Source organism: Dyella sp. (genome assembly GCF_051962475.1).
GTDB lineage: Bacteria > Pseudomonadota > Gammaproteobacteria > Xanthomonadales > Rhodanobacteraceae > Dyella_A.
This window is the reverse complement of sequence record NZ_JBQCCF010000012.1, coordinates 1-14647: the sequence shown is the minus strand read 5'-3', so window position 1 is coordinate 14647 and position 14647 is coordinate 1. Positions and strand designations below refer to the sequence as shown.

General features: G+C 68.9%; 11 protein-coding genes, 1 tRNA gene and 1 riboswitch. Of the genes, 7 read left to right on the top strand and 5 right to left on the bottom strand.

Going from position 1 to position 14647, the window contains the following annotated elements; translation table 11 throughout:
* Positions 1–9: 9 nt before the first annotated feature.
* The 3 genes from ACTHJF_RS01545 to rnr are packed head-to-tail and all read right to left on the bottom strand — an operon-like array spanning position 10 to position 3616.
* A complete protein-coding gene (locus tag ACTHJF_RS01545; RefSeq protein ID WP_253568374.1) occupies positions 10–291 on the bottom strand; it encodes a CBU_0592 family membrane protein in 282 nt (93 codons plus the stop codon).
* Positions 288–1034: a 23S rRNA (guanosine(2251)-2'-O)-methyltransferase RlmB gene (gene rlmB / locus ACTHJF_RS01540; RefSeq protein WP_253568372.1), complete on the bottom strand. Its 747-nt coding sequence runs from the start codon at positions 1032–1034 to the stop codon at positions 288–290. The genes ACTHJF_RS01545 and rlmB overlap by 4 nt, the downstream gene beginning before the upstream one ends.
* Entirely contained in the window at positions 1031–3616 is a 2586-nt protein-coding gene (gene rnr / locus ACTHJF_RS01535; RefSeq protein ID WP_440265593.1) for a ribonuclease R, read from the bottom strand. The genes rlmB and rnr overlap by 4 nt, the downstream gene beginning before the upstream one ends.
* Before the next feature lie 268 nt (positions 3617–3884).
* On the opposite strand from rnr, the gene ACTHJF_RS01530 reads away from it, so the two are divergent.
* Together ACTHJF_RS01530 and ACTHJF_RS01525 are read left to right on the top strand one after the other, a co-directional pair.
* A tRNA-Leu gene (locus ACTHJF_RS01530) sits at positions 3885–3969 on the top strand.
* Positions 3970–4045: 76 nt separating this feature from the next.
* The gene (locus ACTHJF_RS01525) at positions 4046–4651 is read left to right on the top strand and encodes an HAD family hydrolase (RefSeq protein ID WP_440265511.1); all 606 of its coding nucleotides are present in this window, start codon (positions 4046–4048) and stop codon (positions 4649–4651) included.
* An 11-nt stretch (positions 4652–4662) separates the two neighbouring features.
* On the opposite strand, the gene ACTHJF_RS01520 is transcribed toward ACTHJF_RS01525, so the two are convergent.
* A complete protein-coding gene (locus tag ACTHJF_RS01520) occupies positions 4663–5085 on the bottom strand; it encodes a VOC family protein (RefSeq protein ID WP_440265510.1) in 423 nt (140 codons plus the stop codon).
* Between the two features lie 235 nt (positions 5086–5320).
* Positions 5321–5427, top strand: a riboswitch (glycine riboswitch).
* 41 nt (positions 5428–5468) lie between these two features.
* Here ACTHJF_RS01520 and gcvP point away from each other — a divergent pair.
* A complete protein-coding gene (gcvP, locus tag ACTHJF_RS01515) occupies positions 5469–8360 on the top strand; it encodes an aminomethyl-transferring glycine dehydrogenase (protein ID WP_440265509.1) in 2892 nt (963 codons plus the stop codon).
* 62 nt (positions 8361–8422) lie between these two features.
* On the opposite strand, the gene ACTHJF_RS01510 is transcribed toward gcvP, so the two are convergent.
* Positions 8423–10501: a putative bifunctional diguanylate cyclase/phosphodiesterase gene (locus tag ACTHJF_RS01510; RefSeq protein ID WP_440265508.1), complete on the bottom strand. Its 2079-nt coding sequence runs from the start codon at positions 10499–10501 to the stop codon at positions 8423–8425.
* A 194-nt stretch (positions 10502–10695) separates the two neighbouring features.
* Here ACTHJF_RS01510 and ACTHJF_RS01505 point away from each other — a divergent pair, with 194 nt between their 5' ends.
* From ACTHJF_RS01505 to ACTHJF_RS01490, 4 genes are all read left to right on the top strand, one after another.
* Entirely contained in the window at positions 10696–11961 is a 1266-nt protein-coding gene (locus ACTHJF_RS01505) for a sensor histidine kinase (protein ID WP_440265507.1), read from the top strand.
* The gene (locus ACTHJF_RS01500) at positions 11958–12725 is read left to right on the top strand and encodes a LytR/AlgR family response regulator transcription factor (RefSeq protein WP_440265506.1); all 768 of its coding nucleotides are present in this window, start codon (positions 11958–11960) and stop codon (positions 12723–12725) included. The genes ACTHJF_RS01505 and ACTHJF_RS01500 overlap by 4 nt, the downstream gene beginning before the upstream one ends.
* Before the next feature lie 24 nt (positions 12726–12749).
* The gene (locus tag ACTHJF_RS01495; protein WP_440265505.1) at positions 12750–13124 is read left to right on the top strand and encodes a hypothetical protein; all 375 of its coding nucleotides are present in this window, start codon (positions 12750–12752) and stop codon (positions 13122–13124) included.
* Positions 13125–13185: 61 nt separating this feature from the next.
* Positions 13186–14415 (top strand): carbohydrate porin, encoded by a 1230-nt coding sequence (locus ACTHJF_RS01490; protein ID WP_440265504.1) that lies wholly within the window; start codon positions 13186–13188, stop codon positions 14413–14415.
* Positions 14416–14647: the final 232 nt, after the last annotated feature.

The following is a 14647-nucleotide window of genomic DNA, read 5'->3' as shown; positions in this document are numbered from 1 at the left end:
GTCAGGGGGTCACGGGGTGGGCAGTGGCTTTTCGCGTGCCTCGCGGCGGCGGGCGGCGCCGCGCACGATGCCGTAGATGCCGATGGCGATCCACGCCACTTCCAGCAGGAACGCCGACCAGTTGAAGCTGCCGAACACCAGCGAGAGCAGCACGCCGAAGGCGCCGACGATGTTCATCAGTTGATACGCCAGCTTATTGCCGTGCAGCCGGTGGGCCTGCAGCAGGAAGTAGGCCAGCAGGATCAGCAGCACGCCGGCGTAGCCGGCCAGGTCGTACCAGTGAAAGGTCATCGCTTTGCACTCCGCTGACGCAAGGCCTCAAACAGCACCACGCCGGTGGCCACCGACACGTTGAGACTTTCCATCGTGCCCGGCATTGGGATCTTCGCCACGAAATCACACAGCTCGCGGGTGAGACGCCGCATGCCCTCGCCTTCGCTGCCCAGCACCAGCGCCACCGGTCCCTTGAAGTCCACGCCGTAGATCGAGGTATCGGTGTCGCCGGCCAGGCCGGTGATCCACACGCCGGCGTCCTTCAACTCGCGCAGCGTGCGGGCCAGGTTGGTCACCGCGATCAGCGGCACGCGATCGGCGCCGCCGGCCGAGGCCCGGCGCACCACCGGGGTGAGACCCACCGCGCGGTCCTTCGGCACGATCACCGCCGTGACGCCGGCCGCCGCCGCGCTGCGCAGGCAGGCGCCGAGGTTGTGCGGGTCGGTCACGCCATCGAGCACCAGCACCAGCGTGTTGGCGCCATCGCGTTCCATCAGCTTGGCCAGGTCGCCCTCGTGCGCCATCGGTGGCGGCTCGTACAGCGCCACCACGCCTTGATGCCGCGCTTCGCCGGCCAGCTTGTCCAGCTGATCGCGCGGGCGATGGTGCACCGGAATCTTCAGCGCCTTGGCCTGCTCGGCCAGCGCCTGCACGCGCGCGTTGCGCTGGCCCTGCTCCACCAGCACCTCGCGCACGCGCTCGGCATCGTTGCTCAGCGCACCTTCGACCGGGTTGATCCCGACGATCCAACTCTCACTCATGACTTGCCTTTGGGTTTCGGGGAACGACCGCCGCGCTTCCGTCCACCGGCCGAGGCCGGCGCGGCCTTGCCGCCCTCGCTTCGGCGTCCACCGGACGACTTGCCCGACGCACCCTTGCGCGGTGCACCCTGGCTGCGGGCCTCCGGCGACGACGCACCACGACGCTTGCGCGGCGCAGGCTCGGCCGCGGGCGCCGGCGCGCGGGAACGCGGCGGCGGATTATCGCTTGCCGGCGCGGCCACGGGCAGCTCCGCGTCGCGACGTCCGAACGCACGACCGATCGCCTTTGCCGCGCGGCCGAACATCCCCGGTGCCTTCTCCGCCTTCACTGCCGGCTTGGCCGTCTTGGGCAACGAGTAGCGCTCGCCGCTGGCGGAGTAGTCGTAGGCCTTGGCGGTGCGCGGCGGCGGCACGCCCTTCTTTTTCTGCGGCACCAGCCGGAAGTCGATCTTGCGATCCTCCAGGCTCGCGCGCAGCACCTGCACCCGCACGTGGTCGCCCAGGCGGAACTGCTCGCCGGACTTCTCGCCCTTGAGCAGCTTGCGCAGCGGATCGAAGTGGTAATAGTCGTTCGCCAGCTGGCTGATGTGCACCAGGCCCGACACCTTCGAGTCGTCCAGCTCCACGAACAGGCCGAACGAGGTGACTCCGGTCACCACGCCGTCGAACTCGCTGCCCACGTGCTTGCTCATCCACGCGCACTTAAAGCGCTCGTCGACGTCGCGCTCGGCCTCTTCGGCGCGGCGCTCACGCTGCGATGTGTGCACCGCCAGCGAGGCCATCTCGGTCGGTGTGTAGCTGTACTTCTCCGGCTTGCCGCCGGTGAGCGCGTAGCGGATCGCCCGGTGCACCAGCAGATCCGGATAACGGCGGATCGGCGAAGTGAAGTGCGCGTACGCACTCAGCGCCAGGCCGAAGTGGCCGCGGTTGTCCGGCTGGTACGCCGCCATGCTCTGCGCACGCAGCAGCACCGACTGGATCAGCTCGCGCTCGGGGCGCTCGCGCACCATCCGCAGCACCTCCGAGAAATCCGCCGGCGCCACTTCGGCGATCGGCGGCATGCTGAGCTTGAACTCGCGCAGGAACTGCTGCAGATCCTCGTACTTCTCCGCGGGCGGCGGCTCGTGCGCGCGGAACAGCGCGGGGATCTTCTTCTTCTCCAGGAACAGCGCAGCCTGCACATTGGCCGCGATCATGCATTCCTCGATCAGCTTGTGTGCATCGTTGCGCTCGGTGGCGCCCATCGACTCCACTTCGCCACGCTGGTCGAGGCGGAACTTCACCTCCGGCGTCTCGAAATCGATCGCGCCACGACGCTGGCGCTGCTGCGCCATCGCCTTGTACAGCGCGTGCAGGTTCTCCAGCTGCGGCAGCACGGCGGCCACTTCGTCGCGCGCGTCAGGGTCGTTCAGCCCCACCACCTGCCACACCTTGTCGTAGGTGAGGCGCGCGTGCGAGAGCATCACCGCGTCGTAGAACTTCGACTTGGTCACCTCGCCGGACACATCCACCTGCATGTCGCACACCATGCACAGCCGCTCCACCTTCGGGTTGAGCGAGCAGATGCCGTTGGACAGCGACTCGGGAAGCATCGGCACGACGAAACCGGGGAAATAGGTGGAGGTACTGCGCTCCACCGCTTCCTTGTCCAGCGCGCTGCCGACGCGCACGTAGTGCGACACGTCGGCGATCGCCACGATCAGCCGCCAGCCGCCACCGCGACGTGGCTCGGCATAGACCGCGTCGTCGAAATCGCGCGCATCGGCGCCGTCGATGGTGACCAGCGGCAGCTTGCGCAGGTCGACGCGGCCCTCGCGCTCGGCGGCGGTAACCTCCGGCTCCACCTGAGCCGCATCGTGCAGCGCGGCGGCCGGCCATTCGCTGGGCAGGTCGTAGCTGGCGATCGCCATTTCCACCAGCAGCGAGGGCTGCAGGCGCTCGCCGAGCACCGAACGGATCGCGCCCAGCGGACCGCGGTGCTGGGTGGGCGGATCGGTGATTTCCACCACCACGATCTGGCCGTTGCTGGCGCCCAGCTCCTGGCCAGTGGGAATGAGAATGTCCTGGTGCAGGCGGCGGTCGTCCGGCGCCACCACGGTGACGCCGTTCTCCACCACCACGCGCCCCACCAGCCGCGGCGAACGCCGCTGCAGCACTTCGACGATGGCGCCCTGGCGCCGACCGCGGCGGTCGAGTCCGACCACGCTGGCCAGCACGCGATCGCCGTGCATCACGGTGCGCATCTGCTGCGGGGAGAGGTAAAGGTCGTCGCCGCCCTCGTCCGGGCGCAGGAAGCCGTAGCCCTCGACGTTAGCGATCACCACGCCGGGAATCAGGTCGAGCTTCTGTGCTGGCGCGTAGTCACCGCGACGCCCCTGCAGCAGCTGGCCGTCGCGCACCATCGCGCCCAGCCGTTTGCGCATGGCCAGCAGGTCGGTTTCGTCGTCCAGCTTCAACGCCTCGGCGATGCGCGCCTCGCTGAGCCATTCGCCGCGATCCTCCAGCAGGGCGAGGATCGCCTCTCGGCTGGGAATCGGGCGCTCATAGCGCTGGGCCTCGCGCTCGGCGTGCGGGTCGCGGATCGTGCCGGAGCCCTTGCGGGGCGCACCGCCGTTGGAGCGTGGCTTGCGTGCGGCGACCTTGGGCGTTGCCGGGTCCTGCGGGTGCGACGGCGCGTTGCCCTTGCCGGCGCGGTTGGATTTTTTTCTGGTCACTCAGTTGCCTTGTTGAGAGCGCGGTGCACATAGCGCACCGACGCGGGAAAAATTCTGCGGCAGGATAGTTGACAACCCTTGGGGAGGTGCCTACTCTACGCGGCTCGCGCTGACCGAAAGGTCGCGCGAACCACCTGCCCAGGTGGCGGAATTGGTAGACGCACTAGTTTCAGGTACTAGCGGGTAAAACCGTGGAGGTTCGAGTCCTCTCCTGGGCACCAATTGTAGACGAAGCCCGCAGCGATGCGGGCTTCGTCGTTTCTGCGGTTCATGCATGCCGCAGCGGATGAACCACCGATGCCCGCCTCGCCCCACTCCCTCGCCTCGCGCCGCCATTGGGTGTTCGACATGGACGGCACGCTCACCGTGGCCATGCACGACTTCGCCGCGATCCGCCGCGCGCTCGGGATCCGCGACGACGAAGATATCCTGGCGCATATCGCCGCCCTGCCCGACGCCGAGGCCCGCGCCAAGCGCGCCTGGCTGCTGGAGCATGAGCGCGAACTGGCCCTTGCCGCACAACCGGCTGCCGGGTCGGCGGAACTGTTGCGCGGGTTGGTCGCGCGCGGCTGCCGGGTCGGCATCCTCACCCGCAACCTGCACGAGCTGGCGCTGCTGACGCTGGCGGCCATCGGCGTGGCCGACTGCTTCGATCCGGTCGACGTGCTCGGCCGCGAGGATGCCCCGCCGAAACCCGACCCGGCCGGCCTGCACCACCTCGCCTCGCGCTGGGCCGTGTCGCCCGGTGAGCTGGTGATGGTGGGTGACTACGCCTACGACCTGGCGTGCGCCCGCGCCGCCGGTGCGGCCGCCGTACTGGTGAACCTGCCGAGCAACCCCTGGCCCGAGCTCACCGACTGGCACTTCGACGACTGCCTGCGCCTGCACGCGGCCCTGGCCTGAGCCACCCCGCTTTAGCCTGCGTTCGGCGGGCCTTTCAGCTCGACCATGTTGCCTTCGGGGTCGAAGCAGTAGATCGACGGGCCCTCGCCGCGGGCGCCGTAGCGCGAGCCGATGCTGCCCAGCCGTACGTTGTGGGCTTGCAGGTGCGCCAGAATCGCCGCCTCGGCGTAGCCGATCACGCTCAGGCACAGGTGATCCATGTTGCGGCCTTCCTCGTCCGGGGCCCGGCCGCCCAGGCGGCCGAGCTTGCCGTCCACGCTCACCAGGTCGATCAACGAACTGCCGGCGCGCAGCTGCACCAGGCCGATCTCGTCCTGTCGACGCTCCTCGCGACAGCCCAGCACGTCGCAGTAGAAGCGCTGCAGCGCCGCGGGGTCGCGCGCACGCAGCACCACGTGGTCGATCTGTTCCAGTTGGAAGGGCGGCAGGCTCATCGCGGCGCTCCGGGGTGGGAAGCGGGCATGGTAGAGGTCGCGCCATGGTGACGCACCCCGGCCAGGTGCCGCTTGAACCGCCCCCACCGGCTCTGCCGGGTGCCCAGACAGCAGCCCGCCGCCCTGTATAATCGGCCGGGTAAACGCACGATGGGAGAAGCGTTCGGCCCCTCACCGGATCGACCGCTGCCGAAGGCGCAACGCCCGTAATCGCTCAGGCCCAAAAACCATCGCGCGCAAACACTCTGGAGAGACCGGTTGAATCCGGCGCCGAAGGGGCACCAGGTGCGGCAGTGAATCGCCCGCCTCCAAACTCTCAGGCAAAAGGACAGAGGGGCGCCCCGCGTGCGGCACGGCACGTGTATTCCCGGATGCCCCCAGCCATGAGCCAGTCTTCCTCCCCCTCGCTGCGCGAGCTCGAGCACCACGGTGCCTTCATCGAGCGCCACATCGGCCCGAACGACGCCGAGATCACCCACATGCTCGACGTCATCGGCCAGCCCTCGCTGGAAGCGATGACCGACGCGATCGTGCCCGCCTCGATCAAGTCGCCCGCGCCGCTGGCCCTGCCCGCCCCGGTTACCGAGGTGGAGGCGCTGGCGAAGATCCGCGCGATCGCCTCGAAGAACACCGTGTTCAAGAGCTTCATCGGCCAGGGCTATTACGGGACGCACACACCGAACGTCATCTTGCGCAACATCCTGGAGAACCCCGCCTGGTACACCGCCTACACGCCGTACCAGGCGGAGATCTCGCAGGGCCGCATGGAGGCGCTGATCAATTTCCAGACGATGTGCGCCGACCTCACCGGCATGGACATCGCCAACGCTTCGCTGCTGGATGAGGCCACCGCCGCGGCCGAGGCGATGACCCTGGCCAAGCGCTCGTGCAAGTCCAAGAGCAACCTGTTCTTCGTGTCCCGCGGCGTGCATCCGCAGACGCTGGAAGTGCTGCATACCCGCGCCGAGGCGATGGGTATCGATCTGCGGATCGGTGACGACGCCGAGGCCGCCACCGTCGACAGCTTCGGTGTGCTGCTGCAGTACCCGGACACGTTCGGCCAGATCCACGACTACGCCGCCGTCGCCGCCGCCGTGCACGCCCGCGGCGGCCTGGTGGCGGTGTCCACCGACCTGCTCGCGCTCACCCTGCTCAAGGCACCGGGGGAATGGGGCGCGGACATCGTGATCGGCAACAGCCAGCGCTTCGGCGTGCCGTTCGGTTTCGGTGGCCCGCACGCCGCGTTCATGGCCTGCCGCGACGCGTTCAAGCGTTCGATGCCGGGCCGACTGATCGGCGTGTCGGTGGATGCCGAGGGCAAGCCCGCCTACCGCCTCACCCTGCAGACCCGCGAGCAGCACATCCGCCGCGAGAAGGCCACCTCGAACATCTGTACCGCGCAGGTGCTGCTGGCGGTGATGGCCTCGATGTACGCCGTCTACCATGGCCCGGACGGCCTCAAGCGCATCGCCCGCCGTACGCACCGGCTCACCGCGATCCTCGCCGCCGCGCTGCGCAACGCCGGCGTCGAGGTGGGCCAGCACTTCTTCGACACGCTGCACATCACCGGGGTGGATGCCGACGCCGTGCACGCACGAGCCGAAGCGCTGGGCGTCAACCTGCGCCAGATCCACGGCACCGCCATCGGCATCAGCCTGGACGAGACCACTACCCGCGCCGACGTGATCGCGCTGGCCGGCCTGTTCGGCGCCGAGATCGACGACCTCGATGCCCTTGATGCCGCCACCGCCGACGCGCTGCTGCCCGCGCTGGTGCGCAGCAGCGACTTCCTCACCCACCCGGTGTTCAACACCCACCACAGCGAGCATGAGCTGCTGCGCTACATGCGCATGCTGGCCGACAAGGACTTGGCGATGGATCGCACGATGATCCCGCTCGGCTCGTGCACCATGAAGCTCAACGCCACCGCCGAGATGATCCCGGTGACCTGGCCGGAGTTCGGCAACATCCATCCGCTGGCGCCGGCCGAACAGGCCGAGGGCTACAAGGAGTTGATCGACGGGCTGGAAGCGATGCTGGTGGAGTGCACCGGCTACGACGCGGTGAGCCTGCAGCCGAACTCCGGCGCGCAGGGCGAGTATGCGGGCCTGCTGGCGATCCGTGCCTACCACCGCTCGCGCGGCGAGGGCCATCGCGACATCTGCCTGATCCCCGAGTCCGCCCATGGCACCAACCCGGCCAGCGCGCAGATGTGCGGCATGCATGTGGTGGTCACCGCTTGCGACGCCAACGGCAACGTCGACGTCGCCGACCTGCGCGCCAAGGCCGAGAAGTACTCCAGCCGCCTGGCCGCGCTGATGGTCACCTACCCGTCCACGCACGGCGTGTTCGAGGAGGAGATCGTGCAGATCTGCGAAGTCATCCACGCGCACGGCGGCCAGGTGTACACCGACGGCGCCAACATGAACGCGCTGGTCGGCGTGGCCAAGCCCGGCAAGTGGGGCTCGGACGTGAGCCACCTCAACCTGCACAAGACCTTCTGCATCCCGCACGGCGGCGGCGGCCCGGGCGTCGGCCCGTGCGCAGTGAAGTCGCATCTGGCGCCGTTCCTGCCCAAGACGTTCGGCGGCGAAGGCGATGTGGGCATGGTCTCGGCCGCCAGCTTCGGCTCGGCCAGCATCCTGCCGATCAGCTGGATGTATATCGCGATGATGGGCGCCGAAGGCCTGCGCCGTGCCACCCAGGTGGCCCTGCTCAACGCCAACTACGTCGCCAAGCGACTGGCCCCGCACTACAAGACGCTGTACACCGGCCGCAACGGCCTGGTGGCGCACGAGTGCATCCTGGATCTGCGCCCGCTCAAGGACGCCACCGGCATCGGCGCCGAAGACGTGGCCAAGCGGCTGATCGACTTCGGCTTCCACGCGCCCACGCTGAGCTTCCCGGTGGCCGGCACGCTGATGGTCGAGCCCACCGAGAGCGAGAGCCAGTACGAGCTGGACCGCTTCATCGACGCGATGATCCAGATCCGCGACGAGATCCGCGCGATCGAGGAAGGCAAGCTCGACCGCGAGGACAACCCGCTCAAGCACGCCCCGCACACCGCCGCGATGGTCTCCGGCAGCGAGTGGACCCACGCCTACCCGCGTGAGCTGGCGGCCTTCCCGCTGCCCAGCCTCAAGTTGCAGAAGTACTGGCCGCCGGTGGCGCGCGTGGACAACGTCTACGGCGACAAGAACATCATGTGCGCGTGCATCCCGGTCGAGGCCTTCAAGGGCGAGATCGAGGCGTTCAGCGAACCCAACGTGATGTAATCCGGCGCGCCAAGTGCATCCAGGAAAAGCCCCGCTCCGGCGGGGCTTTTTCTTGCCACCGCTCAGAACGGCAAGGTCGCCGGTGTGCTCAGGCAGCGCCGCTCGAACTCGTCCGGCGGCATCGGCAGCGACAGGTAGTAGCCCTGCACCTGGTCGCAGCCCAGCGTGCGCAGCAGCTCGGCCTGCATCGCGGTTTCCACGCCTTCGGCCACCACCTCCATCGCCAGCGTGTGAGCCAGCTCGATGATCGCGGCGATGATCGCGCGGGCCTCGGTGCCGCCCTCGTCCAGCGCCTGGATGAAGAAGCGGTCGATCTTCAGCTGGCGCACCTGGAATTTCTGCAGGTAGGCCAGGCTGGAATAGCCGGTGCCGAAATCGTCGATGGCGAACTCGAAACCGCGGGCACGAAAGTTCTGCAGCATCAGCGTGGTGCGCTCGGCGTTCTCCATCGCCATGCTCTCGGTCACCTCGAACATGAGGCACGATGGATCGCTGCCGGCCTCGGCGACGATCCGCGCGGCGGTATCGACCAGGCCGGGCTGGTTGAGCTGCAGCGGCGACAGGTTGATCGCGATGCGTATCGGCGGCAGCCCACGCTTGCGCCACACCTCGAGCTGCCGGCAGGCCTCGCGGATCACCCATTCGCCGATGCGGCCGATCTGGCCGCTGCGCTCGGCCACCGCGATGAACTCCATCGGCGGCACCGCGCCCAGCTCCGGATGCATCCAGCGCGCGAGCGCTTCGGCACCGACGATCGCGCCGGTGCGGCTGTCGTACTTGGATTGAAAATGCAGCGACAGGCTGCCGTCCTCGATCGCGGTGAGCAGGCCGCGCTGGATCGTCAGTGCCCGCTCGGCGCGCTGGCGCATGCTGGTGTCGTAGATGCTGTAGCCGTTGCGGCCGCACTGCTTGGCTGCGTACATGGCGACGTCGGCGTGCGCAATCAGCGCCTCCACGTCCTCGCCGTCCTGCGGGAAATGCGCCACGCCGATGCTGGGTGTCACGCACAGCGAGGTGCCTTCGATCACGAACGGATCCTGCATCACCTGCAGCACGCGCTCGACGATGCCGTGCGCCGAGTCCGGCATGCGCATGCGCTCGAGCACCGCCACGAACTCATCGCCGCCGATGCGCGCGACGCTGTCGTAGCGCAACTGCCCGGTGAGGCGTTCGGCCACCGCGCACAGCAGCCGGTCGCCAGCGCCGTGGCCGAGCGAATCGTTGATGTTCTTGAAGCCGTCCAGATCGATGTACAGCACCGCCACGTGCCCGCTCCCTGCCCGGGCACCCACTAGCGCGTGTTTCAGCCGTTCCACCAGGGTCACCCGGTTGGGCAGGCCGGTAAGCGCGTCATGCGTGGCCAGATAGCGCAGGCGGTCGTTGAGGTCATCCAGCGAGCCGGCCAGACGGCGTGTGCGCCGATAAAGCCGGGTCACCCATTCGGACAGCCCGATCGACGCCGCCATCGACACCAGCGCGACCATGCCGATCATCATGCCGACCCACACCACGGCAGCCGAATCGGCCTCGTCGCCGCCGGGGAAACGCGCCCCGGACACGCGCATCGCCACGTGCAGCGCCGCGCCCAGCACCACGGCGATCGCCACCGCCACCGGAATGCGTCGACTGAGCGCGCGGTTGTGGCGTGCCCGGAAGACGTGCACCAGGCGCAGCGCGCCGGCACCGATGACGCTGGCGAGGCCGTACCAGGCCCACATCGCCTTCACCTGGCCCACGCGCACCGACGGCAGATGCAGCGAGGCGACCATCAACAGATGCATCGGCAGCACGCAGGCGCCCGCAGCCAGGCCACCGAGCAACAGCCGCCGCGGCGAGAGCGTGGCGACGTTGGTCACCACCAGCACCACCCCGGCCAGCAGCATCGCCACCAGGCCTGATGCGATGCACAGCAGCGGATCGAGCCCGTCGCGCAACTGCGGCACACGCGCCAGCACGCCCACGAAGTGCTGCGACCAGATGCCCAGCCCCACCATCCAGATGCCCACCACATACCAGCTGACGCGCTGCCACCGTTCGCGCGAGGCGGCCAGCCGCGGCGCAATGTCAAACGCCTGGTACACCGTCGTCGCTGCGATCAGCGGTGCGACGAACGCCAGCACAACGTGGAAGCTACCGATCATGCGCGCCGCGTAGGCCAGGGGGTGGGTATCGCAAGCATAGCGGCAACCGACCACCCGGCTTGAGATGCCGCCAACTCTCTTGACGATGCCACGGGCGGCTTTCGTCGCCCCTAAACGCGGTTTCGTCGCCGTGAGCTACCGCCGGCGGCGTGCGCGATTAAGCTCTGCGGCATCCTGTTCACGGCGGCCGCATCATGTTCAAGAGCCTGTCCTTCGTTCTGCGTATCGCCCTGGCGTGGTCGGCCTTGTTCCTGGTCGGCGCGCTGTTCTGGAGCGCGACACCGGGCTATCACGACCAGCACTTCGTGCCGCTGGTGTACTTCATTACCCTGGCTTTCGTGATCACCGGCGCGTTTTCGCACCTGGGCCGGGTGCGACTGATCGCCGGCGAAATCGACTCCAGCGCGCTGGCCAACCGGCAGCGCCGGCAGATCGAGATCCCGTTCGAGGCCGGCGAGGCATTCGACCTGATCGACGCGGCGATCCGCGAACTGCCACGTATCGAGGAGGTGGAGAGCGCCCGCGACAGCCTGCAGGTGCGCGCCAAGATCCGCCGCCCGCAACCCTACGGCCGCCACTGGGTGCAGCGGCTCAACCCGGCCAACTGGCTGGGCAGCCTGCGCAACCAGATCACCGCCACCGTCACCCCGGTCAACGGCACCGGCAGCGTCACGCTGCTGTGCGAGCCGGAGGCGGCCGCGTGGAGCGACTGGTTCCGCGTCGACGACGGCACCAACCTGGAAAACGCCGAGGCGGTCACCCGCGCCATCGCCCGGCGGGTTGCCGAGTACCGCCGCAACGAGCAGCGCGCCGCCGCGCAGACCGCCACCGAGAAGGAGCTCACCGTGGCCCGGCTCAACCTGCTGCACGCCCAGGTGGAGCCGCACTTCCTCTACAACACGCTGGCCAGCGCGCAGCTGCTCACCCGCAGCGAGCCGGCCCAGGCCGACCGCATGCTCGGTCATCTCATCCAGTACCTGCGCCACTCGCTGCCCAGCGCGGACGAGTCGCTGTCCACCCTTGGCGACGAGCTGGAGCGCACCCGCGCCTACCTGGAGATCATCCGCATTCGCATGGGGCCGCGGCTGGCGATGGAGGTGGACGTGCCCGACGCGCTGCGCACCATCGCGCTGCCGCCGATGATGCTGCAGACCCTGGTGGAGAACGCGATCAAGCACGGTCTGGAACCCAAGCCCGGCGGCGGCACCGTGTGGATCTTCGCCCGCCGCGACGAGGACCGTGTGATGGTCACCGTGGCGGACAACGGCCAGGGCTTCGGCGTAGCCACCGGCGGCACCGGCATCGGCCTGAAGAACGTGCGCGAGCGCCTGCGCCTGCTCTACGGCGAGCGCGCCTCACTGGCGGTGGTGGCCAACGTGCCCGACGGCGTCGCCGCCACGATCACCGTGCCAGCCGTGCCGGCCGTGGCACCGGCCAACGCGCCGAAGGCGACGCCATGATCCGCGCCGTCGTTGCCGAAGACGAACCGCTGCTGCGCGACGAACTGGTGCGCCTGCTGCGCCAGGCGTGGCCGGAGCTGCGCATCGTTGCCGATTGCGAGGACGGCGCCAGCGCGCTGGAGGCGATCGCCGAGCAGCAGCCGGAGGTCGCCTTCCTCGACATCCGCATGCCCGGCCTTACCGGCATGGACGTCGCCGCGGCCGCCGCCAGCAGCAGCCCCGGCACGCAGATCGTGTTCACCACCGCCTACCACCAGTACGCCATCGACGCGTTCGAGCGCGGCGCCATCGACTACCTGCTCAAGCCGGTGACGCCCGAGCGCCTCGCCGCCACCGTGCAGCGCATCCAGTCGCGACTGGCCAGTGGCCGCCTGCCGGCCGATCTCGGCCAGTTGCTGCGCGATCTCGCGCAGGGTGCGGCCACCACACTCAAGGCCCCTCCATTGACCTGGATTACCGCCAGCACCGGCCGCGAGACGCGACTGATCATGGTCGACGACGTCGCCTACTTCCGCGCCGACAACAAGTACACCGTGGCGATGACCGCCGAGGGCGAAGCCCTGCTGCGCACGCCGCTGCGCGAGTTGCTCGAAGTGCTCGATGCCCAGGCGTTCCGGCAGATCCACCGCTCCACCATCGTCAACCTCAAGGCCGTCGCCTCGATCGTGCGCGACGACACCGGCCGCGGCCTGCTGCGGCTGAAGAACCGCCCCGAAACCCTCACCGTCAGCCAGCCCTTCATGGTGCTGTTCCGGACCATGTGAGCGCCCGTTCGCGAGGACACCGCCATGTACACGATCTACCGCCTGGTCGCCCTGTTCGCCTTCGTCGCCAGCATGCTTGGCTGCGATCACCCGCACCGCAGCTTCACCCAGCGCACCACCGCCAATGGAGTGGATGTGCTCGACAGCCACGTGGAGGTCCTCGTCGGCCGAACCCACTTCGACTGCCGCGCCGCCCAGGGCGGTCACTGCCACTACACGGTGTTTGCCGAGGCGTGCAACGGCCAGGAGGCGTGCCGCCAGCCGCCGCTGAAACAGCTGACGGTCGACGCCGGCGCCGAGCAGGACGTCACCGGCCTGCCGGCCACCGCGCAGGTCTGCGTGCGCACCGACACCACCGCGGTAGACGCACGCTGCCAGCCGCTGTCGCCGGCGTCCTGAGCTGGGCGAACCTGCGCGGGCGCGCGCCTATACTTCGCGCTCCGTCCTGCGAACCGTTGCCATGCCGCCGCGCCTCGCCATCGCCCTGGGTGCCCTGCTGGCGCTGACAACCACCGTCGCCAGGGCCGACGACCCTAGCTGGGCCCGCACCTCGGTCACCTACGACGGCGCCGCCATCGGCAACCTGCACGGCGGCGTGGCGCGTTCATCCACCTACGTCGGCAATCTGCACCTGCGCAGCCTGCTGGATCTCGAGCGCGCGGCTGGCTGGGCCGGCACCCGCGTTTACGTCGATGCGCTGTGGATCCACGGCGGCCAGCCCGATGCGTTCGTCGGCGACGCCATGGGCGTCAACAACCTCAGCGCGCCGCCAAACCTGCAGCTCGAAGAGGCCTGGATCGAGCACAACCTCGCCCGCGCGAACGTCTCGGTGTTGGCCGGGCTGTACGACGTCAACAGCGAGTTCGACCGCACGCAGTCCGGCGGGCTGTTTCTCAACAGCGCGTTTGGCATCGGGCCGGAGTTCGCGCAGACCGGGGTCGACGGGCCGTCGATCTTTCCGCGCACGGCGCTGGGCGCACGGGTCGCCTACAAGCCCGTCGAGGGCGTGGTGCTGCGCGCGACCGCGCTCGATGGCGTGCCGTTGATCCGCGATGGCGACCGGCTGCGCGCATTCCAGCGCGGCGATGGCCGTCTATACGTCGCCGAGCTCGCCCTGCTCGACCGCCCCGGCGCGCGCCCGCCCGGCGATGCGCGACTGCGCATCGGACGCAACGCCATGCTGCCGATGTACGCCGGCAAGCTCGCCATCGGCGCGTGGCACTACACCGCTACTTTCGATCGGCTCGCGCCCGGCTCCAGTACGGCGCAGCAGCACGGCGCCACCGGCTACTACGCAGTGGCGGATGGCACCGTCGCGCGCGACCCGCACGACAGCCGCCGCAGCCTCTCGCTGTTCGCGCAGATCGGCGCGGGCGATCCGGCGGTCGCACGCTTCGGCCGCTACCTTGGCGCCGGCGCCGTGCTGGCCGGCCCGTTCGCGCAGCGCCCCCAGGACGAACTGGGTTTGGCCATCGCCATAGCACGCAACGGCCGGCCCTATCGACAGCAACAGGCACCGCAGCCGACCACCGCCACCGAGCGCTCCATCGAGCTGAGCTACCTCGCCCAAGCCACCGACTGGCTCGCCGTGCAGCCCGACCTGCAATACGTGACCCACCCCAACACCGACCCCACCGCGCGCAACGCGCTGGTGTTCACCCTGCGCTTCGAACTATCCACCGACCTGTAACCCCAAGACCTCCCGTAGGAGCCCGCTCGCGGGCGATGCCTTTCGTTTGATGCGACATCAGACCCAGAAGCATCGCCCGCAAGCGGGCTCCTACAGGAGATGAGCGGTGTGGTGGTGACTGCCGCACGGCACCCCGGATTTGGACTGTCCGGATACCGGCCGACGGTGCACCCCGCCTTTGTGTAGGAGCCCGCTCGCGGGCGATGCCTTTCGCTTGATGTGGAATCAGAGC

Bases quoted from the DNA above. Each gene is read 5' to 3' on its own strand.
- ACTHJF_RS01545 (WP_253568374.1), bottom strand. From the start codon at position 291: ATGACCTTTCACTGGTACGACCTGGCCGGCTACGCCGGCGTGCTGCTG.
- rlmB (WP_253568372.1), bottom strand. From the start codon at position 1,034: ATGAGTGAGAGTTGGATCGTCGGGATCAACCCGGTCGAAGGTGCGCTG.
- ACTHJF_RS01525 (WP_440265511.1), top strand. From the start codon at position 4,046: ATGCCCGCCTCGCCCCACTCCCTCGCCTCGCGCCGCCATTGGGTGTTC.
- ACTHJF_RS01520 (WP_440265510.1), bottom strand. From the start codon at position 5,085: ATGAGCCTGCCGCCCTTCCAACTGGAACAGATCGACCACGTGGTGCTG.
- gcvP (WP_440265509.1), top strand. From the start codon at position 5,469: ATGAGCCAGTCTTCCTCCCCCTCGCTGCGCGAGCTCGAGCACCACGGT.
- ACTHJF_RS01510 (WP_440265508.1), bottom strand. From the start codon at position 10,501: ATGATCGGTAGCTTCCACGTTGTGCTGGCGTTCGTCGCACCGCTGATC.
- ACTHJF_RS01505 (WP_440265507.1), top strand. From the start codon at position 10,696: ATGTTCAAGAGCCTGTCCTTCGTTCTGCGTATCGCCCTGGCGTGGTCG.
- ACTHJF_RS01500 (WP_440265506.1), top strand. From the start codon at position 11,958: ATGATCCGCGCCGTCGTTGCCGAAGACGAACCGCTGCTGCGCGACGAA.
- ACTHJF_RS01495 (WP_440265505.1), top strand. From the start codon at position 12,750: ATGTACACGATCTACCGCCTGGTCGCCCTGTTCGCCTTCGTCGCCAGC.
- ACTHJF_RS01490 (WP_440265504.1), top strand. From the start codon at position 13,186: ATGCCGCCGCGCCTCGCCATCGCCCTGGGTGCCCTGCTGGCGCTGACA.